Origin of the sequence: Pseudomonas sp. PDM30 (assembly GCF_019218985.1) — a bacterium.
Classification (GTDB): Bacteria; Pseudomonadota; Gammaproteobacteria; order Pseudomonadales; family Pseudomonadaceae; genus Aquipseudomonas; species Aquipseudomonas jessenii.
This window is the reverse complement of the sequence record NZ_JAHUWM010000001.1, coordinates 431411-455743: the sequence shown is the minus strand read 5'-3', so window position 1 is coordinate 455743 and position 24333 is coordinate 431411. Positions and strand designations below refer to the sequence as shown.

At 57.4% G+C, this 24333-nt stretch carries 25 protein-coding genes; 16 read left to right on the top strand and 9 right to left on the bottom strand.

Going from position 1 to position 24333, the window contains the following annotated elements; all coding sequences use genetic code 11:
- The first annotated feature begins 135 nt into the window (after positions 1–135).
- The 4 genes from KW840_RS02100 to KW840_RS02085 all read left to right on the top strand — a co-directional run bounded on the left by KW840_RS02100 (position 136) and on the right by KW840_RS02085 (position 3354).
- Positions 136–399, top strand: coding sequence for a DUF2790 domain-containing protein (locus KW840_RS02100; RefSeq protein WP_218494335.1), 264 nt, complete (start codon positions 136–138; stop codon positions 397–399).
- A gap of 191 nt (positions 400–590) precedes the next feature.
- Positions 591–866: a hypothetical protein gene (locus KW840_RS02095; RefSeq protein WP_218494334.1), complete on the top strand. Its 276-nt coding sequence runs from the start codon at positions 591–593 to the stop codon at positions 864–866.
- A 526-nt stretch (positions 867–1392) separates the two neighbouring features.
- On the top strand, positions 1393–2640 hold the full coding sequence (locus KW840_RS02090) for a ribonucleotide-diphosphate reductase subunit beta (RefSeq protein WP_057713602.1): 1248 nt from the start codon (positions 1393–1395) through the stop codon (positions 2638–2640).
- A gap of 489 nt (positions 2641–3129) precedes the next feature.
- Positions 3130–3354 (top strand): DUF2188 domain-containing protein, encoded by a 225-nt coding sequence (locus KW840_RS02085; RefSeq protein ID WP_218494333.1) that lies wholly within the window; start codon positions 3130–3132, stop codon positions 3352–3354.
- Positions 3355–3448: 94 nt separating this feature from the next.
- Here the strand turns inward: KW840_RS02085 and KW840_RS02080 are convergent, their stop codons facing one another.
- The 3 genes from KW840_RS02080 to dcm all read right to left on the bottom strand — a co-directional run bounded on the left by KW840_RS02080 (position 3449) and on the right by dcm (position 6870).
- Positions 3449–3871, bottom strand: coding sequence for a very short patch repair endonuclease (locus tag KW840_RS02080; RefSeq protein WP_218494332.1), 423 nt, complete (start codon positions 3869–3871; stop codon positions 3449–3451).
- Between the two features lie 183 nt (positions 3872–4054).
- The gene (locus KW840_RS02075; RefSeq protein ID WP_256353166.1) at positions 4055–5266 is read right to left on the bottom strand and encodes a type II restriction endonuclease; all 1212 of its coding nucleotides are present in this window, start codon (positions 5264–5266) and stop codon (positions 4055–4057) included.
- A gap of 167 nt (positions 5267–5433) precedes the next feature.
- A complete protein-coding gene (gene dcm, locus KW840_RS02070; RefSeq protein WP_218494331.1) occupies positions 5434–6870 on the bottom strand; it encodes a DNA (cytosine-5-)-methyltransferase in 1437 nt (478 codons plus the stop codon).
- 576 nt (positions 6871–7446) lie between these two features.
- Here dcm and KW840_RS02065 point away from each other — a divergent pair.
- Positions 7447–7956 carry a Bro-N domain-containing protein gene (locus KW840_RS02065; protein ID WP_218494330.1) on the top strand — a complete coding sequence of 170 codons (510 nt, stop codon included), beginning with the start codon at positions 7447–7449 and terminating at the stop codon, positions 7954–7956.
- A 135-nt stretch (positions 7957–8091) separates the two neighbouring features.
- Here the strand turns inward: KW840_RS02065 and KW840_RS02060 are convergent, their stop codons facing one another.
- A complete protein-coding gene (locus KW840_RS02060) occupies positions 8092–9882 on the bottom strand; it encodes a SulP family inorganic anion transporter (RefSeq protein ID WP_218494329.1) in 1791 nt (596 codons plus the stop codon).
- A gap of 118 nt (positions 9883–10000) precedes the next feature.
- On the opposite strand from KW840_RS02060, the gene KW840_RS02055 reads away from it, so the two are divergent.
- Both KW840_RS02055 and KW840_RS02050 read left to right on the top strand, forming a co-directional pair.
- Positions 10001–10966 carry a hypothetical protein gene (locus KW840_RS02055; RefSeq protein ID WP_218494328.1) on the top strand — a complete coding sequence of 322 codons (966 nt, stop codon included), beginning with the start codon at positions 10001–10003 and terminating at the stop codon, positions 10964–10966.
- A gap of 120 nt (positions 10967–11086) precedes the next feature.
- The gene (locus tag KW840_RS02050; protein ID WP_007998876.1) at positions 11087–11404 is read left to right on the top strand and encodes a helix-turn-helix transcriptional regulator; all 318 of its coding nucleotides are present in this window, start codon (positions 11087–11089) and stop codon (positions 11402–11404) included.
- Positions 11405–11548: 144 nt separating this feature from the next.
- Here the strand turns inward: KW840_RS02050 and KW840_RS02045 are convergent, their stop codons facing one another.
- Entirely contained in the window at positions 11549–12607 is a 1059-nt protein-coding gene (locus tag KW840_RS02045; protein WP_218494327.1) for an MBL fold metallo-hydrolase, read from the bottom strand.
- 215 nt (positions 12608–12822) lie between these two features.
- Between KW840_RS02045 and KW840_RS02040 the strand changes: the two genes are divergently transcribed.
- Positions 12823–13434 (top strand): TetR/AcrR family transcriptional regulator, encoded by a 612-nt coding sequence (locus KW840_RS02040; RefSeq protein ID WP_218494326.1) that lies wholly within the window; start codon positions 12823–12825, stop codon positions 13432–13434.
- A 119-nt stretch (positions 13435–13553) separates the two neighbouring features.
- On the opposite strand, the gene KW840_RS02035 is transcribed toward KW840_RS02040, so the two are convergent.
- The gene (locus KW840_RS02035; RefSeq protein ID WP_150812103.1) at positions 13554–14495 is read right to left on the bottom strand and encodes a LysR family transcriptional regulator; all 942 of its coding nucleotides are present in this window, start codon (positions 14493–14495) and stop codon (positions 13554–13556) included.
- A 15-nt stretch (positions 14496–14510) separates the two neighbouring features.
- Between KW840_RS02035 and KW840_RS02030 the strand changes: the two genes are divergently transcribed.
- Positions 14511–15218, top strand: a complete 708-nt coding sequence (locus tag KW840_RS02030) for a CTP synthase (protein WP_218494325.1) — start codon at positions 14511–14513, stop codon at positions 15216–15218.
- Positions 15215–15538: an antibiotic biosynthesis monooxygenase gene (locus tag KW840_RS02025; RefSeq protein ID WP_218494324.1), complete on the top strand. Its 324-nt coding sequence runs from the start codon at positions 15215–15217 to the stop codon at positions 15536–15538. The genes KW840_RS02030 and KW840_RS02025 overlap by 4 nt, the downstream gene beginning before the upstream one ends.
- Before the next feature lie 145 nt (positions 15539–15683).
- Here KW840_RS02025 and KW840_RS02020 read toward each other — a convergent pair whose 3' ends face one another.
- Complete coding sequence (locus tag KW840_RS02020; protein WP_102670370.1) at positions 15684–16010, bottom strand: DUF2025 family protein; 327 nt, start codon at positions 16008–16010, stop codon at positions 15684–15686.
- Positions 16011–16221: 211 nt separating this feature from the next.
- Here KW840_RS02020 and KW840_RS02015 point away from each other — a divergent pair, with 211 nt between their 5' ends.
- On the top strand, positions 16222–17346 hold the full coding sequence (locus tag KW840_RS02015; RefSeq protein WP_218494323.1) for a glycerophosphodiester phosphodiesterase: 1125 nt from the start codon (positions 16222–16224) through the stop codon (positions 17344–17346).
- Positions 17347–17599: 253 nt separating this feature from the next.
- Positions 17600–17905 (top strand): PepSY domain-containing protein, encoded by a 306-nt coding sequence (locus KW840_RS02010; protein ID WP_218494322.1) that lies wholly within the window; start codon positions 17600–17602, stop codon positions 17903–17905.
- Positions 17906–17965: 60 nt separating this feature from the next.
- Here KW840_RS02010 and KW840_RS02005 read toward each other — a convergent pair whose 3' ends face one another.
- A complete protein-coding gene (locus tag KW840_RS02005; protein ID WP_218494321.1) occupies positions 17966–19591 on the bottom strand; it encodes a methyl-accepting chemotaxis protein in 1626 nt (541 codons plus the stop codon).
- 271 nt (positions 19592–19862) lie between these two features.
- On the opposite strand from KW840_RS02005, the gene KW840_RS02000 reads away from it, so the two are divergent.
- The 3 genes from KW840_RS02000 to KW840_RS01990 all read left to right on the top strand — a co-directional run bounded on the left by KW840_RS02000 (position 19863) and on the right by KW840_RS01990 (position 22822).
- Complete coding sequence (locus KW840_RS02000; protein WP_090457368.1) at positions 19863–20885, top strand: transporter; 1023 nt, start codon at positions 19863–19865, stop codon at positions 20883–20885.
- Positions 20886–21236: 351 nt separating this feature from the next.
- Positions 21237–22103, top strand: a complete 867-nt coding sequence (locus KW840_RS01995; protein WP_090457369.1) for a hypothetical protein — start codon at positions 21237–21239, stop codon at positions 22101–22103.
- The gene (locus KW840_RS01990; RefSeq protein ID WP_056725897.1) at positions 22100–22822 is read left to right on the top strand and encodes a TylF/MycF/NovP-related O-methyltransferase; all 723 of its coding nucleotides are present in this window, start codon (positions 22100–22102) and stop codon (positions 22820–22822) included. The genes KW840_RS01995 and KW840_RS01990 overlap by 4 nt, the downstream gene beginning before the upstream one ends.
- A 124-nt stretch (positions 22823–22946) precedes the next feature.
- Here KW840_RS01990 and KW840_RS01985 read toward each other — a convergent pair whose 3' ends face one another.
- Positions 22947–23381: a multidrug/biocide efflux PACE transporter gene (locus KW840_RS01985; protein WP_218494320.1), complete on the bottom strand. Its 435-nt coding sequence runs from the start codon at positions 23379–23381 to the stop codon at positions 22947–22949.
- A gap of 90 nt (positions 23382–23471) precedes the next feature.
- On the opposite strand from KW840_RS01985, the gene KW840_RS01980 reads away from it, so the two are divergent.
- Positions 23472–24326 (top strand): LysR family transcriptional regulator, encoded by an 855-nt coding sequence (locus KW840_RS01980; protein WP_218494319.1) that lies wholly within the window; start codon positions 23472–23474, stop codon positions 24324–24326.
- Positions 24327–24333: the final 7 nt, after the last annotated feature.

Genomic DNA, 24333 nt, shown 5'->3' with positions numbered 1-24333 from the left:
CGCCAACAAGGCAACCTGATTAACCAAGTTGCAGCCCCCACGAAGGCAGTTAATCAAACCCCTGATACCGAAGCTCCACACGCAATCCCAAAAAGATTGCGTGCCCCCTTTCGACCTCTAAAAGGTAAATTTCAAATGAAAGCTTTATTGGTTCTGGCCCTCAGCAGTCTGTGCGCAACCGCCATGGCAAACGAGGTCCCGACTGATGTCGCACAGCAACAACCAGCAATAGAGGAATACACCTACTCCACCCACCTGGACATCGCCAAAGTGATCTCCATGAGCGAAGCCCCGAACGTGTGTGAAGTTGTGCCGATGAAAATGGAATACGAAGACTCCCGCGGCCAACGACATATCCTGCGCTACAGCATGATGGGCAATGGCTGCTCCAACGGCTGATCCCCTGCTTCACCCCTCCCCCCCTAAAGGTTCGACCCACCCGCCGCGATCAGGCAGATGAAGCGCCAAACCTTAACGATCGATTAATTCGATTATTTTAAGCATTTATTTGCACTTTTTAATCGAAATAGCAGGCGTAGAATCAACTGCAACCCAAGACAAACAACACCCACGAATCTGGAGCAACAACCATGAAAACCCAACTGATCCTCGCCCTGACCCTCTCCGTCCTGGCAGCCAACACCTTCGCCGCCGATGGTTACGACCGCACCGGCTCTGCCGTTTACACCAGTGAAGCGGCTGTCGCTTCCGACGGTTCCGACCACACCGGCGCCGCTCGCCTCGCTGCCGATGGTGCCGATCACGTTGGCGCAGGCAAATTGGCTTCCGACGGCTCTGACCACACCGGCGCCGCCCGCCTCGCCGCCGATGGCGCCGATCACGTCGGTGCCGCTCGCCTGAGCTGATCCGCCTACGTGACTTCACAGCCCGACTTCGGTCGGGCTTAGTTGTGTCTGGAGCCTGAGAAAACCCCACCGAAACACAAGATGTAGTGAAAAAAGCCTTTTTTGGTCATTTCTTGAACAAAAATAATCCGAGGCAAAAAATTAAGAAAAAAAATCTTCCCCCGCCAACATCGTTCAAAGCCCTGTAAACCCTCACTCCGACCGAAAAACGGCCCCCGTCGACCGTTCCGTGAGCCATTTCGCCGCACCACAGCACGCAAAACTTCCCTATAATGCGGCCTTAAACGGGCCTGCAATATTCCCTTACAGGGACGAAAAGCCAGTCTGAAGCCCCGCACAAGCGATCAACGCTTGCTGCGCCCATCAGTGGCTCTCGGAACCCCGTACAAAATTCTGTTTGATGCCTGCGTATAGCTGCCGCAAAAAACGATTCCTTTAGATCCAACGCGGCCAGTAAGGCCGTGTGAAAACCGACCTATCCAATTTCACACGGGCACACTGGCCCTCACGCAGGAGACGACACGTCATGCTGAGCTGGGACGAATTCGACAAAGAAGACACGGAAGTAGCAGTCAAGAGCGCAAACGCTGGCCACGCCACCGAAGCCAACATGGACCGTCTCGACAGCGCCGGCGGTGCCGCCGCCCTGGAAGCCCGTGCCGTGACCGCCACTGACTCCGCCGCCGTTGCCCGCGCCAAAGCGGCCCTGGATTCCCTCGACGTCGCCGAAGGCCTCGCCGAACTCGAAGGCGCCTCCGCCCGTGTCGCCGTTGACGAAAAGCGCATGATCAACTGCCGCGCCGACCTCAACCAACTCGTACCCTTCAAGTACGACTGGGCCTGGCAGAAATACCTGGACGGCTGCGCAAACCACTGGATGCCGCAAGAAGTCAACATGACCGCCGACATCGCCCTCTGGAAAAACCCGGAAGGCCTGACCGACGACGAGCGCCGCATCGTGATGCGCAACCTCGGCTTCTTCTCCACCGCCGACTCCCTGGTTGCCAACAACCTGGTCCTGGCCGTGTACCGTTTGATCACCAACCCGGAATGCCGCCAGTACATCCTGCGCCAGGCTTTCGAAGAAGCGATCCACACCCACGCCTACCAGTACTGCATCGAATCGCTGGCCATGGATGAAGGCGAAATCTTCAACATGTACCACGAGATCCCATCGGTCGCGAAAAAAGCCACCTGGGGCCTGAAATACACCCGCTCGATCTCCGATCCGAAGTTCGAAACCGGCACCGTCGAAACCGACAAAGAACTGCTGCGCAACCTGATCGCCTACTACTGCGTTCTGGAAGGCATCTTCTTCTACTGCGGCTTCACCCAGATTCTCTCCATGGGCCGCCGCAACAAAATGACCGGCGTCGCCGAGCAGTTCCAGTACATCCTGCGCGACGAATCCATGCACCTGAACTTCGGCATCGACGTGATCAACCAGATCAAAATCGAAAACCCACATTTGTGGGATGCTGAAATGAAGGAAGAAGCTTCGCAGATGATTCTGCAAGGTACTCAGCTGGAGATCGAATACGCACGTGACACCATGCCTCGCGGTGTGTTGGGCATGAACGCGGCGATGATGGAGGACTACCTCAAGTTCATCGCTAACCGTCGTTTGAGCCAGATTGGCTTGAAGGAAGAGTACCCAGGGACCACTAACCCGTTCCCTTGGATGAGCGAGATCATGGACTTGAAGAAAGAGAAGAACTTCTTTGAGACTCGGGTTATTGAGTATCAGACTGGTGGGGCTTTGAGCTGGGATTGATTTCTGAGTGCACAGCCTGAAGTATCGAGGCGATTGTTGGCCCATCGTACTTTTCTGAACTTAAAGTAAGTCAGAACGAAGTCGCAGTCATTGAGATTAGCGGCTTCTGTTCGGTGTTTCTGGTGCATAACTGCCAACCACTGAGCATTTCCCACAGAAGTAGCTACGAATAGCCTAGGCGTCTGCTTTCGAGAGATTGCAAAAAGATGAGGAGGCAAAAACAAGAAACCCACAGCAACCGTTGGAGCGGGTGCTGTGGGTCTTGACCGTACTAGTGAACAAAGCCCACTCGTACGGGCCGCAATCGGGAAAACCCACAATCACGAAAGCATTTGGGAAATGCGGGGCGTGATTATGGACCACCTTTGAGCGGTGTCAACGGCTGATCGTCGGAGAATGGGTTTCTTACGAAATTTTGTTTCCATTGTAAATCAGCAAGCTAGGCAAATTTGCCAATGCTCAAACATCCATATTGAGAGGTTCTTGATCATGTCCAAGAAAAATCAGCATGTAGTTCCACATGGAGACGACTGGGCCGTCAAAGGCGCAGGCAACTCAAAGGCAACAAAGGTTGTGACCACGCAAGCAGAAGCTATTCAGCTCGCGCGCGAGATCGCAAAAAACCAAGGAAGCGAAATGTTCATTCACGGACAGAATGGGCAAATTAGAGAGCGCAATACCTACGGAGATGACCCGTTTCCTCCCAAGGGTTAATTGTATCGGCTCAAGGAAGAGCCAACTCCTTGCTACAGAGCAAGCAATGCTTCTAGAGCTTACCCAGCGACCTCTGCCTACGCCATCAGCATGCTCATTGGTCCAAGGCGATAACGCGCAATTCCTCCACCAGTCCCTCCAAAGTATCGGGATCGTTCTTAAGACGGCATTCCCAAACTATCAGAACATGCCAGCCGGCAGATTCAAGAGCGTCGATATTGGCTAAATCTCTGATGACATTCTTCTGAAATTTTTCCTTCCAGAATTCATGGCGTGTTTTTGGAGTAGTTGCGTAGACGCAACCCGGATGGCGATGCCAGAAGCAACCATGGACAAAAATGCAGACTTTCAGACGAGGAAGTACAAGGTCTGGCTTTCCAGGAAGATCTTTCCTATGGATTCGGAACCGATAACCACGAGCATGCAGGAACCTTCTGACCAGCATTTCCGGGGCAGTATTCTTTCCGCGAATGCCGGACATCATTCTGGATCGAGTTGCTGAGTCAACTACGTCCATATCAAATCCACCTAGAAAACCTCATTACCAAGTTACCAAGTTACCAAGTTACCAAGCAAGGTTGAGCTAACCGCCATATCGAACTAACTTGTGAAATAATGACCTCACCTCGGTCATGAATCGAGGTGAGGCTTGGGGCCAATATCCCTTGGCCCTCCCCGAAGACTTCAGAGCCTAGGTGTGTCAGCGTATATCTTTGGTTTCCACAATAAAATCATTCAGCGTCATAAGTTTGTCACGAACCTCATCTGGGTATTTCGTATGCAATGGCTTAGGAACCACTAGCTTGACGTTCGCATCCTTCATCTCTGCAAATTGATGAGGAGAAACACCCTCTTGAAGCGTAAAAAGATGAATTCTGTCCACTCTGTTGGCCTCATTCAAAACCTGCCGCCAGCGGTCCTTGCAGGTTGTCTTGACAGCCAGCATGCGCAAATTCTGCTCAGGGAACGCCGGGTCATGATAGTCAGCACATGAAGGGAAGATAAAGTCGGGCCGTTTGTTACCTTCAGTTCTGCACTGGGTACTAAATTCCCCAAGTCCGAATTGTCGAAAAAGATGCTCAAGATGTATCTCTAGAGATCTACCAGACCTTGATTTACGCCGGTTGCTTACCGAGTTCGCTACCTGCATGAATTCGTCAACGGAACCGAACCCCTTCTGAACTCGATGCAGAATATGAAATTCTTCAATTTGGCGGAACAGTTTGTATTCGTTGTCACGCCGCTCGATGATGAGTTCATCGGGCGTTGTCTTGCCGAAACGAAATACCGATGGGAGATAGGCAATAATTTCTTCGCCACTTGGGAACCTATCCTCCCAGTGTCGAGGAATTGCAACATGGCTAGGTTCTTTATCTGAGCCTGCTGCGAAACCAGCGAACAGTCTGTCCCCTCTCTCAAAAAGCGAGCTGCCGGGAATCACTTCGCCGATCTTGTTCTCGACAAACTCCTCCTCCTCCAAACCCTTGCATATCCAGATATCTAGAAACTCGGAATCTCGCCCCAAATGGGGCACATGAAATGCAAAGATCGCTAATGCTCCCGTGTTCTCGGGATCTTGGGCGGGGCTGTTTCTAAAATCTGTATTCCATCTCGTCAAACGGTGCTCGTTGCGCTTACCTGATCCTTCGAAATGGCGATTGTTGTAGTAAATGCCTCTCAGCGTCTGCACTGGAAAACCATGTGAGGTGATCTGTGCAGCCAGATTGCAGTCAGGATTCAGGCAGCAGGTGCTCGAAATGGACGGTAGCGCTGTTGCTACAACAGGTTTGGGCACATAAATACCTACCCCATTACCCCCCGTAAGTCCTGTGTCGTTGGCAGACAGCCGCTTGATGAATATCCACCACTCATCCTGGTTCTTGTCTTCAATCCATTGGGAAAGGCTTATCATGGGTAAGTTCGCTGAACAATTGAGGAGTCGAAAAGTAAGTATTTTCGACAGGTTCGCAGAATCGCCTTTCTGAGTGAAGCCCAAGCGTAGGAATAATGAGATTACATAAAGGCCTGCCTCTATCGTTCAGGCCTTTACTCATCAGTTTGTTGAACGGTACCGACTGATTACTCAGGAAGAGCGAATTCCAGCTGTGGGCGCTCCTTGTCAGCAGTTTTTTCCTTTGCTGCCAAAATGCGATCCTTCATCAACCGAGCCACCGCCTCGAAAACAGGAACTGCAACTGAGTTACCAAACTGGCGATACGCTTGGGTATCGGACACAGGAATCACAAATTTGCTTTCCCTCGGCTTGTCAAAACCCATCAGGCGTGAGCACTCATGCGGAGTCAATCGACGCGGGCGATTGAGTTGATTCAACTCACTGTTAAAGTCCAAGGTATCCACAAACCCGCGGTCGACCAGGATTTCCGAACCATCCTTGTGATATCTCGCCGAGAGCGTACGAGCAACATCGTTTGGACGAGTTAAGCCAAAGCCAAAACCATTGCCCTTCTCGCGATGCTTTTCGGCATACCGGTAGAGGTAGTCCCAAAGCTTTGGAGTAAGAATGTATTTCTCGTCCACGTCTTTATCGAGCAGATCACCGAAACTAGGTCGCTGCTTCGGTATGAGCTTACTGATGTCGCTCAGTGTGAACCCTTGGTGAACATTCAAGTCACGACGGAACCCGACCAGCACGATTCGCTCGCGATGTTGTGGCACGAAGTGCCTGGCATCGATGACCTTGGGATCTGACCCCTTCGGCGCATTCACATCTGCAACTTCGTAGCCCAGTTCATCCAGCGCTTCACAAATGATCCGGAACGTATTGCCCTTGTCATGGCTTTTCAGGTTTTTCACGTTTTCGAGCAAGAATGCGGCCGGTCGCTTCGCGGCGATAATTCGGGCAACGTCGAAAAACAGAGTGCCTTGGGTCTCACATTCGAAACCGTGTTTGCGCCCCAATGAATTTTTCTTGGAAACACCTGCAAGCGAGAATGGCTGACATGGGAAGCCTGCCAGCAGGACATCGTGATCAGGGATTTCGCAATCAATGTTCTTGTAGGCTTCCTCGTCGCTGATTTCGGGCTTGTCTGAAAGCGTGACCGAACGGATATCCAGATTGAAACGATGACGAGCCGGATCACAGAAGTGGTTTGCTTTGTAGGTTTTGACCGCGTATTTGTTCCATTCGGACGTGAATAGACACTCGCCGCCGATCGCTTCAAACCCTTTTCTGATACCGCCGATACCGGCAAAAAGATCGATAAAGGTAAAGGACGGTTTGTGGTTCAAGCGCTTGGGCAACAGATCCTTAAGACGAGTGAACTCAATGTGGGAGAGCTTCGGTGAGGCCTTTCCCTTGATCCAGCGATTGACGGTTTCACGACACCAGTGGCTCGGGCTTACATCGTTGAGAATTTCGGCCAACTGCCCTTGATCGTAGATCTCGAGCAGCTTATGCAGCAGAGCAAGGTCAGTAACAGGATGAGTATCAGGTTCATGGGAACCCGAGGTCGTTTCGCTCAAGGATTCAAAAGATGGTGTTTCAAAAAGATTCATGAGCTGGAATTCCCTCTGGGTCAAAGCTGTGACGAATGGTCACCATTCTATCCCCGTAAACTTCAAAGTAAATGAAATTTCCTGGATTCCGTGAGATGAGTGGTGGCTACACGGATTGGAGGAGTGGCGAAGATCAACGGCAAACACATACTGGATATAAATACAGCATAATTTACTCTGCGCCATTGTCCAGATTTCGTTTCGCCTCATAAGCTGTAGGAAAAGTCGCTGGTTGACGGCTATCCATGATCCCCCTACCCTCAGCTCCGAGCCTAAGAAACTCTACAACCCAGAGCGGTCCTCCGCACCCGACAGTCATGCGGCTTTTTTTCGTCTGCGGTTTCTCTACGCCTGCGAGAAAATCCCCGTTATGTCGGGAGTGGGCGAATACAAGACCCGAAAGGGGAATATGTCCGGCCCGTCTCTGGTGGGTTTCTTAGCTCCCGACACCCTTAACGAATGCCCTAAGAAAGCAGCCAGAGGTAAAGGAAATGCCTGACTATTCCACCTTCACGATGAAGGTGAATCGCCGTACCCACAGATCCGACCATGCGCTTCCGCTCCAGGAGGCTTGCCATGCCTGAATTACTCAAACCCACCGTTTTCACTCGTCACAACGTCCATCTGCACGCCCTTCTTTTGGAGAATCAGGCATGGTTCTGCGCACATGATCTCGGGCGACTTATGGGTAAACACCTTGACGAGCGCGTGACGCGCAAGCTCGATGCGGACCAGAGGCAAATGATGCTCGTTGACCTCTATGGCGTCGCTAAAGAGCGTTTGATGGTGAGTGAGTCAGGCGTGTATGCGTTGTTGATTTATCACTACTGCCCTGAGAATCGATTGCTGCGAGAGTGGCTGACGCACCAGGTGGTGCCTGCGCTGCGGGATGCGCGGCCGTCGCGAATGGTGGAGCGGCCAACGCTGAGTGTGCTGGACTGGCCTCAAATGTCGCTCGGTATGCTGCATTGGCAGAATGAACCCTGGATTCGGTTGCGGGATATGCCGTGTGTGTTGACGGATGATCCTTTCAATCGGCGTGAGTCCTGGTGGCGGAAGGCGTCACGAGTTATGCGCGGATTCTGATCTCTCGGCCGTCTCAAACAATCCGCTGCTTGAGTTTCAGGTAGCGGATTTTGTTTAAGTGGCGCATTCACTGACGCCATCGCGAGCTCGCTCCCACAGGGGATTGGCGGCGCACACCGCAAGCCATTCCCCCACTCAACGCCCCACCTCCCCTCCTTCATCCCCCTCCAGATAATCCACCCGATAATTCGCCACATAACTATCCACAGCCGTCCCAATCGTAGGAAAAAACGCCGTCTCCCCCAGCCTCGCAAACAACCCAAACCGCTTCAGCTTGTCCTTCACCGGATCCTTCATCTCGGCAATGCACAACTCAATACCCGCCGCATGCAAGGTGTCATCCAGCTCCGCCAACATGTCGGCAGACGTCACATCGACACTGGTGACCGGCTCTGCGGCGACCACCAGCCAGCGCACGGGCGTGGGCGATGCCGCTACGGCGTCCAGCACTCGGTCGCTGAACAGTTCGGCGTTGGCGAAAAACAAGGGGGCATCCCAGCGAAACAGGACCAGGCCGGGGATCAGGCGTGCGTCGGGGTAGCGTTTGATGTCGTGGTAGCCCTTGACCCCATCGGCGCGGCCCAATACCGCGGAGTACGGGCGCCAGCCGTCCCAGAGGAATTCAATGACGGCAATCACGATGGCCAGGCCTATGCCCTCGATCGCCCCGAACACGGCCACGCCGACGGTACAGACGATCGACAGCCAGCATTCCCAGCGCTGGATGCGATAGATCCGGCGCAGGTCGGTGATTTCGATCAGGCCGATGGCCGAGGCGATCACGACTGCCGCCAGTGCGCTGGACGGTAAATGTTGCAGCAGGTCCGGCGCCACCACCAACAGCAAGGCAACCGCCAATGCGCCGACGACGCCGGTCATTTGGGTTTTGGCGCCAGCGGCCTCGGCCACGGGCGTGCGGGACGAGCTGCTGCTGATCGGGAAGCCCTGGAAAAAACCGGCCGCCAGGTTGGCGATGCCGAGGCCCACCATTTCCTGGTTCGGGTTGACGTAGGTTCGGGTCCGCGCCGCATAGACGCGGGAGAGCACGCTGGTGTCGGCGAACGAGACGAGTGCGACGGCGCAACCGCCGATCAACACAGGGACGATGTCGGCGCTGGTGATCCAGGGGATGGCAAATCCGGGCAAGCCTTGGGGGAGCGAACCGAGGACCGACACACCGGCACGTGTCGCAAGGTCGAGTACGCCCACGGCGACTGTCGCGCCAACCACGGCGATCAGGATGCCCGGCAGTCGCGGCCACCTTTTTAGTAGCAGGATCACCGCCAGGGTGAGCCCGCCCACCGTGAAGGTGGTCCAGTTGACCTTTCCCTCCATCACCGCGGAGGCGATGGCCCCTATGTTGTTCAATGGGCCGTCGGATTCAATCGAAAAACCGAACAGCTTGGGCAACTGGCTGATCAATACGGTCAGTGCGATGCCGTTCATGTAGCCGTAGCGGATCGGTTTGGACAGCAGTTCGGTGATGAAACCCAGGCGCGCGATACCGGCCAGGATACACACCGCTCCCGAGACGATCGCCATCATCCCCGCCAGGGCGATGGCACGCTGCGGGTCGCCGCCGGAGAGTGGAATGATGACGGCAAGGATGACGGCCACCAGGGAGGAATCCGGCCCCATCACCAGAATTCGGCTAGGGCCGAACAAGGCATAGAACAGCAGCGGAACGATGGTCGCGTAGAGGCCATATATGCCGGGCACGCCCGAAGCCACCGCATAGGCGATACCGACGGGCACCAGCATCGTGGTCAGCACCAGGCCGGCCACGATGTCGTATCGCAACCATGCCGGCTGGTATTCGCGCAGCATGCTCAGCCCCGGTACCCAACGGCGCCAGCCGGTCTGTTCATCCCGGCGGGCTATCCGGCCTGGCTCCGGGAGAGGGGGCGAAGCATCTGAATGGCTCATGAACCGCCCTCTTTGATGGACTGTGCAGGCTCGGCGATATCGAAGTGATCTGAGTGTAGCTATTGCTTCGAATGCGCCATCACTGGAAGCTGTTCACCTAAAGGATTTGGAACCCGACATGAAATTCGACCTCGCCTATTGCCTCGGCCTCAACGACAAGTTGTCGATCTACGACGTTCGGGATCTGAATTTCGACGAGACGATGGATTTCGACTCCGCCAAGGAACACTTCCAGTGCCCCAACGATGCCTGTCGTTTGGCGTTCGATGCGACCAATGAGCTGGGCACGTTCAACGCCAAGAATGTGAATTACGTGCGCACGCCGCACTTCAAGAACCTGCCGAGTACGCGGCATGTCGAGGGCTGCCCTTATGTCAGCTTGAAGACGCCTGCGTCGGGTGGGGATGAGACGGAAACGGATGACAGCCGCGAGGAAAATTTCCCGTCGGAATTGTTACTGACTCGGCGTGAATATGTGCGTAAGCCGTCCAGCCCGAAGGTCGCGGCGGACGGGGTGCGGGATGAGTCGCTGACGCCTTCGGTGGCAAGCACTGTCGAGCAACCGGGCAGGGAATCGGCCCCGGACAAGACCAGCATCTTCGCCCACCCGGTGGAATGTTTCGTGTCTAACTTCGACGACAAGGATTTGCTCAAGCGCGTGCCGCTGAAGATTGGCGAGCACACCGCGCCCTACGGGTCGTTTTTCAAGAAAATCGAATACCTGCAGGACAACAAGGGGCTGATTTACTGGGGCAAGGTCAAGGAGATCAAGGACTACACCCAGAGCTTTCGCATCGATTTCGAGAAGAAGGTCTGGTTCGAGAAAAAGCCTTACTCGGTCAATGTCTACCTGAGCAAGAAGCTGATCGACAGCTACCGCAAGCGCAAGGCATTCCTGGAGGAGATCAAGCACGCCATCGAGAGCGGGCGGGAGTTGTATTGCTTCTTTTATGGCGTAACGCCCGAACTGAAGCAGGTGCCGAGCAAGAAAAACCCCGAGCAGACGTTCGGGGTGTTCAGCGCCAACATCGAGAATCTGGATCACTTTATCGTGCGGGAAGCGCCGGGGTTGGCGGACAAGTAAGCGCAGCACCGTTCGTCTGTCTGAAAAGACAAATCAAAAAATGCGTTTGATCCGGGCTCAAAACAACTGTACAAAAACACAGTATATTTTGAACCAACACTCTCGAGCCCGGAGAACACCATGGCCTCTCAAGCGATGAAAATCACCCTGGAACGTATCGCCCTCTTCCAATTCACCCCGGCCCACTGCGCCCAGGCCCGAGCGATGCTGGGCTGGAGTGTGGAAGAGCTGTCGCGGGAGTCCCGAGTCTCGGTGGATGCCATTCAACGCTTCGAGGCACGCCAGGAGGTGCTGGATGTCACGCGCCTGGCGCTGGCCTATCGGTTCGAATCGGAGGGGTTGGTGTTCTTCCCGGGGTTTGCGCCGGGTCGAGGGATGAACGTCAAAGGCTCTACGCCAAATCCGGTTGGGCGGGCGGATTTTGCGATGGTGGAGTGAGCCAACTCACTGACTGACGATAAATGGCCCCTTGTAGGAGCGAGCTTGCTCGCGAAAAACATCTGGACAACGCGATCATTCAGACAGCACGCGTTATCGTTAACGTCCATCGCGAGCAAGCTCGCTCCTACAGGGCCCATCACTCTACGCGTTATGAGCCACCACCCGATCACTCTCCCCTTCCACCGCCAACCACCACGCCCTACCGCGCTGCGGATGCATCAGGTTGAACGCCTCGCCCATCTGCGGCGTGGTGATCGATACGTTGCGTTCCCAGGCCAGGGCCAGGATACGGTCGAAGGGTTCGTACCAGGCGTGCATCGACAGGTCGAACGTACCGTTGTGGATTGGCAGTAGCCAGCGGCCCTTGAGGTCGAGGTGGGCTTGCAGGGTTTGTTCCGGTTGCATGTGCACGTGCGGCCAGTCGACGTTGTAGGCACCGGTTTCCATCAGGGTCAGGTCGAATGGGCCGTACTGTTCGCCGATGCGTTTGAAGCCGTCGAAGTAGCCGCTGTCGCCGCTGAAGAAGAGGCGCGTGTCGCCGTCGATCATCACCCACGAGGCCCAGAGGGTGCTGTTGCTGTCGAACAGGCCACGGCCGGAAAAGTGCTGCGACGGGGTAGCGATGAACTGGATGCCATCGACTTCCGTGCCTTGCCACCAATCCAGCTGGCGGACTTTGCTCGCGTCGATGCCCCACTTGATCAGGGTGTCGCCTACGCCCAGCGGGGTAAGGAAGTGTTTGGTCTTGTCCGCGAGCTTGAGCACGGCCTGATGATCCAGGTGATCGTAGTGGTCGTGGGACAGGATCACCGCTTCGATCGGTGGCAATTCTTCCAGGCTGATCGGTGGCTGGTGGAAACGCTTGGGGCCAGCCCATTGTACGGGCGAGGCACGCTCGGCGAAGACCGGGTCGGTGATCCAGAATTTATCGCGCAGCTTGAGCAACACCGTGGAGTGGCCCAGGCGATAGACGCTGTGGTTGGGCGCTGCGATCAGCGCGGCTTGAGTCAGGGCTTGTACCGGGATGGGCGCGCTCGGGCGGGTGTTTTGCGGTTTGTGGAACAGCACGTTCCAAAGGACGCCCATGGTTTTACCAAAGCTTAAACGTTGAACCGGCGTGAAGTTTTGGTACTGCCCTTGAGCCTGTCGGGACGCTTCAGGTGTGGAGGCGTTGTCCGCCGGGGAGTTTGAATTGGCCATGACTGAATGACTCCAGAAAAACCGCGCATCACGCGACTTTCCGTTTTGGGACGATAAATGGCCAAAGCACGCACGCATCAGCCGGACTTTCTATTTTTGCTGGGCAGGATTAACAAAACATTACACTGCACAGTGTAGTTTCTAGGTTGCATCAAAGTCGATGACAAGTAAACTGCTGAGTGTAATTCCTCCCTTCTTCCTGCCGAAGCGTACTTATGACAGCTCCAAAGCGCCTCACCGACCGAAAACGCCAAGCGATCATTCAAGCTGCGATCAACGAATTCCGTGCCAACGGTTTCGAGATCACCAGCATGGACAAGATTGCTGCCACTGCCGGTGTGTCGAAGCGCACGGTGTACAACCACTTTCCCAGCAAGGAAGAGTTGTTCGCCGAGATCCTCAATCAATTATGGACCCGGGTGACGGCCGAACAGGAAACGGCCTACCGTCCCGACCTGCCGCTGCGTGAGCAATTGCGTGGATTGCTGATGGCCAAGCTGCAAATGTTGGGCGATGACAATTTTCTCGACCTGGCACGGGTGGCGATAGCGGCGACGATTCATTCGCCGGAGCGGGCCCAGGATATGGTGGCGCGAATGGGCGAACGCGAAGAAGGGCTGACGGTCTGGATTCGTGCCGCTCAAGCGGATGGCCGATTAAAAGCCACAGCCCCTGATTTTGCCGCACAACAGGTGCAGGGGCTGCTCAAGTCGTTTGCCTTCTGGCCGCAGATTTCCATGGGCAAACCAGGCTTGTCACCCGAAGAACAACACCAGGTGGCAGACTCCGCGCTGGACATGTTTCTGGCCTGCTATCAGTTGCAATAAATGACAAGTTTGACGGCGGTGTCGAAGGATCGATGGCTCTGATTTGAACGGCACGATGTGTTTCAGAATGAAACTGGCGCTGAGGCTTTAGTGAGCCTCAGCCAGGAACCTGAACGGTTTCACGGCAGTTTCAGCGCTCGCCCCAACTCATCGAACAAGGTGACCACTGAGCGCAAGGCACGGCAGTCGGGACGGGTCAGCAGCCACAGCGCGGTGTCGTATCCGTGCAGGGGTTCGCTCAGCGGCTGTAATCCGTCGCCGATCAAAAAATCCGGCAACGCCGCTACACCCAGGCCGGCCCTGACCAGCTCGGTCACCGACAGCATGCTGTTGCAGCGATAGCCCGGCGTTACCCCCGGCAAGGCCTGGCGACGCCAGGTAACGGTCGGGTGATCAGGCAGGAAGTCATCCGGGGCTATCCAGGTCAATGAGGCCAGGTCAGTGGTATTGACCGATTGCAGGTATCGCTCGCTGGCACACACGCGATAGGAAATATCCGCCAGCCGCCGTCCCACCAGATGCTCCGGTGGCGTGCGGGTCAGGCGCAGGGCGATATCGGCATCCCGACGGCTGAGGTTGGCAAAATCATTGGATGTGCTGAGCTCGAGCGTCAGCGCCGGATAGTTCGGCATGAACTGCGCCAGCGCCGGCAACAGCAAACCTTGCAGGACCGAATCGGTACAGGTCAGGCGCACGATGCCGCTGATCACTTCTCCGCCCTGCTCCACACCGATGCGCGCCGCCTCCAGAGCCTGTTCAGCGCGCTCAGCCTGTTCAGCAAGGGACTGCGCCAGAGTGGTGGGCAGGTAACCGGCGCGGCTTTTTTCGAACAGTTGCTGACCCAGTGCACCCTCCAGCCGGCGCACCGCTCGAAACACCGTCGAAACATCCACCTTCAGCAGTTGCGCAGCGCGAGCCAGAGAGCCGCCACGTACCAGCGCGAGGATCAGGGCCAGGTCCGGGTAGTCCAATCGATAGTGCGTCGCTGCATTGATCACTTGGGAAAACGCCAATATTGAGTGCGTGAGCGCCAATCTATAGTGGGCACCAGCAATCAACAAGTGCAGAGGCCCCACATGGAAACCCGCCCGATTCGCATCGCCCTGATCGGCGACTACGACCCGCAAGTCACCGCCCACCAGGCCATTCCCGTCGCCCTCGAAATGGCCGCTGAACACAGTGGCCTGAACGTGCAATGGCAATGGCTGGCCACCGATGACATCCACGCCGAGACACCGCTGCACAGATTCGACGGGGTCTGGTGTGTGCCGGCCAGCCCTTACCGGAGCATGGACGGTGCATTGCTGGCGATTCGCTTTGCCCGCGAACAACGGCGACCATTCCTCGGCACCTGCGGTGGTTTTCAACACGCGGTGCTGGAATATGCGCGCAACGTGCTGGGCTGGTCAGATGCCGAACACGGCGAGACAAATCCCGATGCCGCGCGGGCGCTGCTGACGCCACTGTCGTGTGCGCTGGTGGAAGCGGTCGATACGATTGATTTGCTTGAGGGTTCGTTGCTCGCCAAGGCGTACGAAAACACCGAGATTCGTGAAGGCTATCGCTGTCGTTTTGGTGTGAATCCGCAGTTCGAAGGGGAGTTGCTCAAGCGCGAACTACATGCCGTCGGCCACGATTCGGAACACGGACTGCGGGCGGTCGAACTCAGCGGTCATCCGTTCTTTGTCGCGACCTTGTTCCAACCCGAGCGGGCGGCGCTCAAGGGCGTATTGCCGCCGTTGGTTGGCGCCTTTGTCGAAGCCTGTGCGAGGCGCTCGTCATGATCGCCGATACACCAGCTGCGCCTTATTACGCGGTGATCTTCACTTCACTGCGCACCGAGGGTGACCAGGGTTACGCCGAAGCGGCCGCACGGATGCTGGAACTGGCCCGCGAACAGCCGGGGTTTCTCGGCGTGGAGTCGGCGCGGGGCGAGGATGGGTTGGGAATAACCGTGTCGTACTGGGCCAGTGAAGCGGCCATTCTGGCGTGGAAGCATCATCCGGAGCACAGTGCGATTCGCGAGCGTGGGCGCTCGACCTGGTATGCGCGGTGTCATACGCGGGTGTGCAGGGTTGAGCGGGCTTACGGATTCAATCAGTGACTGATTTAGAGTTCTTCGGGCCGCCATCGCGAGCAAGCTCGCTCCCACATTTTGATCCCGGTCGGTCACAACATTTGTGCGCGACAAAGATCTACTGTGGGAGCGAGCTTGCTCGCGATGGGGTCCGTCAATTCACCGCAAAAACTCACCCCTGAACCAGACTGCGAACCGCCGAAATCTCCGGCACTTCCCGCCGGTTCATGTACACCCGCAACGGCTCGGTGATGTTGATCCGGTCATCGATGTTCTGGTCCAGCAGCAACTGGATCAACTCACGCTTGAGCGTCATGACCTGCCCAGGCCCCGCGACCCAGACGAATTCGCTGACAGGGATGATGCCGTCGTCCGCCACGTCCATGCCAAACGAGTCTTCGCTGAAGCGCACAATGTAGTGCCCGGTCTTGCGGTTGAGGCCGACGAAGCCTTTGAGTTGGTCGGCAGCCTGGCAGATGAGCTGGGAAGTGATGCGCATGGTAAACCCCGCAATGGTGATCGTTGGTTTGCACGCAGGGCCTGCGTTTCCCTCTGCCGGGGAAATTGCAGGGCCTCAGCGTACTGCAAACGGGCGCACAAAAGCGCTGACGAAAATCAGCTTTCGACAGGTTTGTGTCGGTCTGGTGATAGCGTCTGCAACGATGAGTTGTTAAAAGGGACCGCTCACTTATTGCGAAAGGATCTCGACCATGCCCGCAACCTTTACTAAAAGCGCCCTGTTACTGAGCCTGTTGCTCGCCCTCGGCCACGCACAGGCCGCCAGCGAACCCGGTCCCGCGGCACTGGCGACCCGCTTGGACATTCCGCGTCCAGCGGTGATCGCCCACCGTGGCGCATCGTTCGATGCCCCGGAATCCACCGCCGCCGCCTACAAGACTGCCCGCGACCTGGGCGCCGACTACCTGGAACTGGATCTGCAGCGCAGCAAGGATGGCGTGCTGTTTGCCCTGCACGACAACAATCTGCAACGCACCACCGACGTCGCCAGCAAATTCCCCGAGCGCAAGGACAGCCCCGCCAATGCGTTCACCATGGCCGAACTGAAAACCCTGGACGCGGGCAGCTGGTTCAATGCCGCGTACCCGGATCGCGCACGTCCCGCCTTCGCGGGCCTGAAAATTCTGACCCTTGATGAAATCATCGACATCGCCGAGGGCAACAGCCTGCACAAGCCCGGCCTGTACATCGAGACCAAGGAGCCCAAGCAGTTCCCCGGCATCGAACGCGACCTCAAGGAAAAACTTCAGGACCGGGGCTGGCTGAGCCCGACCGCTTCGAAACTGGCAAAAAACGAGCTGGCGGTCGGCCAAGGCAAAGGCAAGGTGGTCCTGCAGACTTTCGAGAAGAGCAGCCTCGAACTGCTGCAAAAAGAGATGCCGACGGTGCCGAAGATCCTGCTGTTGTGGGTCGGTGAAGGCAGTATCGAGCCCAAGTCCAAGGTGACATTTGCCGAGTCCGGCGAAAAGGACAAAGCCGCTTACTACGCCAAACAGCAACCGAAGGACAAAGCCGAATTCCAGCAATGGGTCGACTACGCCAAGGCCCAGGGCGCCATCGGCACCGGCCCGTCCGCCGCACTGACCCAGGGTGGCGACCAGAGCTACTCGGATCTGGTGCAACCCTGGATGAACCAGTACACCCACGATCAGGGCCTGCTGGTGCACGTCTACACCATCGACGATGCGGTGGACTACCGGAAAGTCATGGACGCCGGTGTCGACGGCATTTTCACCAATCGCGCCAGTGAGTTGTTGAAGTTCTATAAACGCCCGCCAGCGAGTGTTGCGCAGGTGCTACAGAACAACGGGTATTGATCCAGAATTGCGCAAAACCTGTGGGAGCGGGCTTGCCCGCGAAGGGGCCATCAGTTTCAACATCCACGTTGACTGACACTCCGCTTTCGCGGGCAAGCCCGCTCCCACAGGTTATGCGTGTGCCAGCAAAATTTGCGGCGAACACACATTCCCACAGGGATTGATGCAGGACATGTTGAGGGATTTAAGGGTGGATTAAGTTACACAGGCTAACCTGATCTCACTTAAACAGATCACCCAAGGAAAGAAGCCCATGAAGACCCTGACTGCTTTGTTTACCGCTGCAGCCCTGACCCTCACCGCCGGCCTGGCCCAGGCCGATGTGCGAGTCGATCAAATCCCGCAACTGGTCAAGGAAGGCAAGATCAAGCCACTGGAAGACTTGAACAAGATCGCGCTGGATCTGCATCCGGGTGCAACGATTACCAAGACCGAGCTGGACAACCACTTCAACGGTTACGAGTACGAAGTTGAACTGCGTGACGCCAAGAACGTCGAGTGGGATGTGGACATCGATGCCTCCAACGGCAAGGTCCTGGAAAACAAACAGGACACGTAATCCCCAAACAAACAAAAGCCGCACGATGGGAACATCGTGCGGCTTTTGCGTTTTCGGGATTCAAGCGCTCAGGCGCGCCGTCACCTCGTTCAACTGTCCCGACAAGCCGTGCAGATTGGTGCTGGCCGCTTCAGTGCGCTGCACGTTGTCCAGGTTGGTGCTGGCGATGCTGGTGATTTCGGTGAGGTTGCGCGAGATGTCTTCGGCCACCGAGGTCTGCTCTTCGGCGGCAGTGGCGATCTGGCGGTTCATGTCGCGGATGGCTTCCACGGCCAGGGTGATGCGTTCGAGCATGGCGCCGGCCTCGGTCACTTGCTGCACGCTCTGTTCGCTGCGCGACTGACCGCTTTCAATCGCCTGGGCCGCTTCGATTGCACCGGTCTGCACGGTCTGGATGATCTGGTTGATCTCGATGATCGACGCCGCCGTGCGCTGGGCCAGGCTTCGCACTTCGTCGGCCACCACAGCGAATCCGCGTCCGGCCTCACCGGCGCGGGCCGCTTCGATGGCCGCGTTGAGTGCCAGCAGGTTGGTCTGTTCGGCGATCCCGCGAATCACCTCCAGAACCTTGCCGATGCGTCCGCTGTCGGTTTCCAGTTGGCGGATGACCGTGGCGGTGTTGGCGATTTCGCCACGCATCTGGGTGATGGTGTGGATGGTGCCCTGCATGACTTTTTCGCCCTGCTGGGCGGACTGGTCGGCATCGTCGGCGGCCCGGGCGGCTTCGGCGGCATGGCGGGCCACTTCTTGTGCAGTGGCGGACATTTCGTTCATCGCCGTGGCCACCTGATCGGTGCGGTTGAACTGCTCGTTGGTGCCGCCGGCCATCACGGTGGCGATCGAGTTCAACTCACCGCTGGCGCTGTCCAGGTCCGACGCGCTGCGCTGCAAACGGCTGAAGGTTTCGGCGAGGAAATCGCGCAGGGTGTTGGCGGCCATCGCCAGTTTGCCCAACTCGTCCTGACGGGTGCTGGCCACGCGCTCGGCAATACGCCCCTGACTGAGTTGCGCCACGTATTCGATCAGTTTGCGGATCGGCTCGACCAGGTTGCGGTTGACCAGCCACAGGCTCAGCAGGCCGATCAGTACCCCCGAAACCAGCATCACGACCAGCCCCAGCAACACCGTGCGCTCGGCACTGGCGCTGATCAGTGTCGATTGCTCGGCGCCCTGCTTGCGCAACTCGCTGACCAGTTCACTCATCTGATCGCTGGTTGCGCGGTCCACACCCTTGACCGCCGCGTCGCCCGCCGCAGGGTCACCACCGGCGGCCACGAACGCGTCCCGGCCCTTCTGATAGGCCGCGCCCAACTGGCGATGTTCGTCACGCAAGCGCTCGATGCGCCTCTTGAGTTGCGGCTCGATGCCCTTCTGCGCGGCCAGTTCGCCAAGGATGTTTTGCACATCGCGCTGACGCTCCTCGAATTGCCCCCAGTACTTGCTCAGGTCCGCCGGTTGCTTGCCGCGCAGCAGAACGTTTTTCCACTCCTGCACCTGCACCTTGAATTGCAGGTTGGCTTCATCGATCAATTGCGAGGTGTGCAACGGGCCTTCGATCAGATTGGCGTAGTTCTGCACGCCGCTGGACAGGAAGTGAAAGCACGCCAGGGCGATCAACAGCATCGCCAGCAGGCTGCCGCTCAGCAGGGCGAGAATTTGTGCTCTCAGGGACTTTTGCAAAAGCATCGCAGAGTACTCATGACAGGAATGGGGCACGCCCGTTAAGGCGTGAAAAGTGTCCGGACATCCCTGTCTGCGGTCCCGGCCGAGGCCTGCGGCGCGCAACTTAACCCAAGCGTGATCGGCTAGCCAGAGCGGTTCTTGAGAAAATCCCGACCGCCGGTAGAACAATTTTTTGCGTTGTTTTCCTGTCACAGAAACGTCATTCCTGCTTGCGATGATGCCGCTCAAGTGAACCTGTAAAACACGTGACAGGCGCCTCCCCTTGCGAGTCCTCATGAACCACAGCATCGATCAAAGCCATCGCGACACGGATCTGTTCGGCCTGCTTTACGGTTTCAGTTTTCGCCCCGGTGAGGCCGGTCGGGAAATCAATTCCGCCGAGGCCTTGCAGTATCTGCAACAGCCGCAAAGCGATGAGCAATTTCTCTGGCTGCACCTGAACCTCGCCCACGCCGCGTGCGAGCGCTGGATGAAAAGCCATTTGGAGTTGCCCGAGGAGTTTTTCGAAGCGCTGCATGAAGGCTCGCGTTCGACGCGCATCGAGCATGTCGACTCCGCACTGCTGGCAGTGGTCAACGATGTGGTGTTCAACCTCAGCAACATGGTCTCGTCGGATGTCTCGACGCTGTGGGTGTGCGCCCGCAGTCAATTGATCATCAGCGCCCGCCTGCAACCGCTGCACTCGGTAGACAAATTGCGCTCGTCGGTGAAGGCCCGGGAGTGCTTTCGCTCCCCGCTGGAGCTGCTGGTGCATTTGCTGCGCGACCAGGGTGAGGTGCTGACCCAGATCGTGCGCAAAACCAGTCAGAGCGTGGACCAGATCGAAGACCAATTGCTGTCCTCGCGGCTGTCGACCAACCGCGCTGAACTGGGCGCCAATCGGCGGGTACTGGTGCGATTGCAACGGCTGCTGGCGCTGGAGCCAGGCTCATTGCTGCGCCTGCTCAACCGGCCGCCGCAATGGCTGCAAAAGGAAGACGTGAAGGAGCTGCGCAAATCCACCGAGGAGTTCGCACTGATCATCAACGACCTCACCGCGCTGGGTGAGCGGATCAAGCTGTTGCAGGAAGAAATCGCCGCCAACATCAACGAACAGACCAACCGCACGCTGTTCACCCTGACGGTAGTGACGGTGCTGGCGCTGCCGATCAACATCATCGCCGGTTTCTTCGGCATGAACGTCGGCGGCATTCCGCTGGCGGATGACCCGCAGGGTTTCTGGATCCTGGTGGCGCTGGTCGCGACCTTTACCGTGATCGCCGGGCGCTGGGCGTTTCGCAAGCAGCAGGATTATTGAGTCCCCGTCATCACCTGACACACTGATCAACTGTGGCGAGGGGGCTTGCCCCCGCTGGGTGGCGCAGCCGCCCCAGCACTCGGTCATTCAAACCGCACTAGCAGGATTGAGGACTGCTATGCAGCCGAACGGGGCGGTGTGGCGTTCCGACAGGCCCGCTCCCACAGGGTACAAGTTCGAAGCACATCATCCCGGCGGGTTTTCCCGTCGGGATTTTTTCGTCCAGCGGCACGGCATTTGCTCGCGAACTCAAGGGCTGCGCTTTATTGACGCACAACTCGTCCGGCAGCCCTTCAGTTTGCCAGCGTGGTGCCGACTCATAAGACACTCGATGTATTCAGGAGAGGAACCGTGAATCTGTACATCAATCAGCTGCAACAGAAAGCTGACTTTAAAGAAGCCATTTACGCGGGCGATATTTTCCTGAACACGCAGTTACGCGCCGCCAAAGAACTCTGTGCCTTTGCCCAGGAAAGCATCACGGCGGCCTTCGATGGCGAGACCAACCACCAGGCGCTGCACACACTGATGCCGGTGGAAGAGTTCGTGGTGCTGGTGACTCGGCTCAAGGGCCAGTTCACCAACAGCCTGCGTGCCAAGGAGCTGATCCGCAGCTTCACCGACGAAATCGGTGCCGCTCCCGAGGAGTTCATTTTCGACGTCCCGCGCATCCGTGTCGTACCCAACTACGACTACCTGCACGCTGGCGTCAGCTACGCCTACAAACCCCATCGCGATACCTGGTACGGCGGTGTCGACTGCCAGATCAATACCTGGATGCCGGTCTACACGATCCAGCCTGACCAGACCATGATGATCAACCCGGCCTACTTCGACGCCCCGGTGAAAAACACCTCGGCGCAGTGGAGCCTGTCCGACTGGATCGGCGTGCAACGCCAGCGCGCCAAGGACAACGTCAAGGAAGAGGCGCGCCAGCACCCGGTGCCCACCGAAGCGATCAACAGCGCCTCTGAGCTGCGCATCGCCGGCAACACCGCCGAGATGCTGGTGTTCTCGGGTTCGCACCTGCACGGCACCGTTCCCAATTACACACAACAAACCCGCTTCAGCGTGGACTTTCGCCTGATGCACCTCGACGACCTCAAGCACCAGCGCGGCGCGATTAACGTCGACAGCGCCTGCCCGGATGTCGGCGCCGGCTTCAAAGACTACTTCCACGTCCACGACTTTTCGAATTTCCGAGGAATCCCGCAATGACCAAGCGTCGCATCACGCCCGCCGAGGCACAGTACAACGAAACCCGTACCAACGTCCTGAAACGGGTCGATGCCGAATACGTGGCCGACGCGCCGTTCGTCTTCGCCAACCGCATTGGCGTGACTGCGGCGTTGTCGCGCATGGAGCTGTTCAAGAAGGTCGCGGAGGTACCGGGCGCCATCATTGAGTGCGGCGTGTACAAGGGCAACTCGTTGATGCTCTACATGCACTTGTCGATGATTCTCGAACCGTATGCGATCAACCGCTCGATCGTGGGTTTCGACACCTTCGAAGGCTTCCAGAGCATCGACAAGAAAGAAGACCCGGCCGACGTCAACGAAACCATGTTCGCCGACACCGACCAGTCGCTGATCCAGGACATGATCGACGCCAACGACCTGTTGCGCCCGGTCAACCGCATTCCGCGCTGCGAACTGGTCAAGGGCGACATCGTCAAGACCGTACCGGAGTGGGTCAAGACCCGTCCCGACCTGGTCGTGGCCATGCTGATCCTCGACACCGACCTGTACGAGTCGACCAAAGTCGCGCTGGAAACCTTCCTGCCGTACATGCCCAAAGGCGCGATCGTGGTGCTCGACGAAGTCGCCTACCGCAACTTCCCGGGCGAAACCAAAGCCCTGCGTGAAGTGCTCGACCTGAACAAGATCGAACTCAAGCGCCTGCCGTTCGATTCGTGCGTGGGTTACTTCCACGTCTGATCTGGTGCAAAACCCGTGGGAGCGAGCTTGCTCGCGATGGCGGTGTGTCAGTCAACTTCATTGCTGAATGTCAGACCGCTTTCGCGAGCAAGCTCGCTCCCACAAAAACCGGTTCAAACACGACTCAGCAAACCTCACGAGTCACCAGCATCCGCTCCCGAACCACGTCATACGCCCAGTGGTAGACGTAGGTGTACGGCAGGAAGAACAGCAACACACCGATATCCAGCAAGAACGCCTGCCACAGACTGACGTTCAGCCACCAGGCGATCAGCGGCACGCCGAGGGCGACCAGGCCGCCTTCGAACAACAGCGCATGCACCACGCGGACCCAGGCGTTGTGTGCGATGGCGAGGCGCTTGAGCAGCCGATCGAACATACCGTTGAAGACCACGTTCCAGGCCAGGGCCAGGCCGGCGATGAGGATGGTGACCATGCCCATTTCCAGCATCGGTTTCTTCATGATCCAGGCCAGCAATGGGGTACAGATCAGGATGGCCAGCAGTTCGAAGCCGATGGCTTGAAAAATACGTTCAGTAATGGATTTGTTGGCGCTCATGGCCGAACTCCCTTGGGTGACTGTGGTTGCCATGATCCATCAGCACACCGATACTTCATAACCAATAACCATCGATCAAGGCGATAGCTCATGGCCTCTCACGAAGTGTTGCTGGCGTTTGTCGAAGCCGCGACCCAAGGCTCGTTTTCCGCCGCGGCGCGCAAATTGGGCCGCAGTCAGTCGACCATCAGTGCGGCGGTGGCCAGCCTGGAAATCGACCTGAACCTGACGCTGTTCGACCGCAGCAGCCGCAAGCCCGGCTTGACCCCGGCCGGACACGTCATGCTGCAACGGGCCGAAGACATCCTGGCCGCCACCAGTCGCCTGGAAATAGCCGCCAGCCAACTGTCCCAAGGGGTGGAAGCGAAGCTGACCGTGGCGCTGTCCGATACCTATCAGTCGGACCGCTTCGAAGCCGCCCTCAGCGCCTTCGAGCAGCGTTACCCGGACCTGGAGCTCGAGTGTCTGATCGCCGAATGCGATGACCTGATGTCCCTGGTGCAAAGCGGCCGGGCGCAGATTGCCTTCGCCGAAATGCAGGACAGCTACCCGCCGGACCTGGTCAGTTCGACGGTGGACGAACGCACGGAAATCGCCTTGTTCGTGTCCTCGACGCATCCTTTGGCGACGTTGGACTACGTCGACCGGGACGTACTGCAACAGCACCGTGAGCTGCGTCTGGCCACCATCATCAATCCCTATGAAAGCCGGGCGAAGGGCCGCGTCTGGTCGGCGCCGAGTTATCTGATGCTGCTGGAAATGGCCCAGGGCGGATTCGGCTGGGCGCCGTTGCCCCGCTGGCTGGTCGAGCGGTTCGGGCCCGGTACGTTGCAGGAACTGGTGGTGCGCGGCTGGCCGAAAACGGTGTCGGTGGATGCGTTGTGGTCGCGACTGAATCCACCGGGGCCGGCGGGGAGCTGGTTGCTGGGCAAGATGCTGGAGTGAAGGTCCT